This window comes from Corallococcus sp. CA041A (genome assembly GCF_003612075.1).
GTDB classification, from domain to species: Bacteria; Myxococcota; Myxococcia; order Myxococcales; family Myxococcaceae; genus Corallococcus; species Corallococcus exiguus.
In genome coordinates this window covers 1-386 of sequence record NZ_RAWF01000768.1, presented here as the reverse complement: position 1 = coordinate 386, position 386 = coordinate 1, and the positions used below count along the sequence as shown (strand labels likewise).

The 386-nt window shown below is 68.9% G+C and carries 1 pseudogene; it reads right to left on the bottom strand.

The window, feature by feature from the left end:
- Positions 1-151: 151 nt before the first annotated feature.
- Positions 152-386 (bottom strand): annotated as a pseudogene (locus tag D7V77_RS43000) (hypothetical protein); the annotation flags it as partial.

The window sequence follows — 386 nt, the reverse complement described above, 5'->3', positions numbered from 1 at the left end:
ATGCCCAGCAGCAACAGGCCCGCCATCAACAGCGAGGTGGCGATCGGGCGGCGGATGAAGATCGTCGAAAAGCCCACGGACTGATCCTTGCTGGCACTTCAATGTCGGCGCCGGCGGGTATGCCGGCGCGAGGGAGATCAGTGGCCTGCGCTCAGCGCGGGCCACCACCGCGACGGCCACCGCCGCCTGCGTTCTTCTGCTCGGCCGCCTTCAGTTCGGCCTCGGTCGGTGCGGCCGGGGTCTCCCCCGGCTTCAGCGCGGTGACCTTGCTGCCCGGCTTCAAGCGGAACTGGCCTTCACTGACCACCCGCTCGCCGACCTTCAGGCCTTCGGCGATCTGCACCTGGCTGTCGCCCACTTCCACGCCGCTGCGCACGGTCTGCATC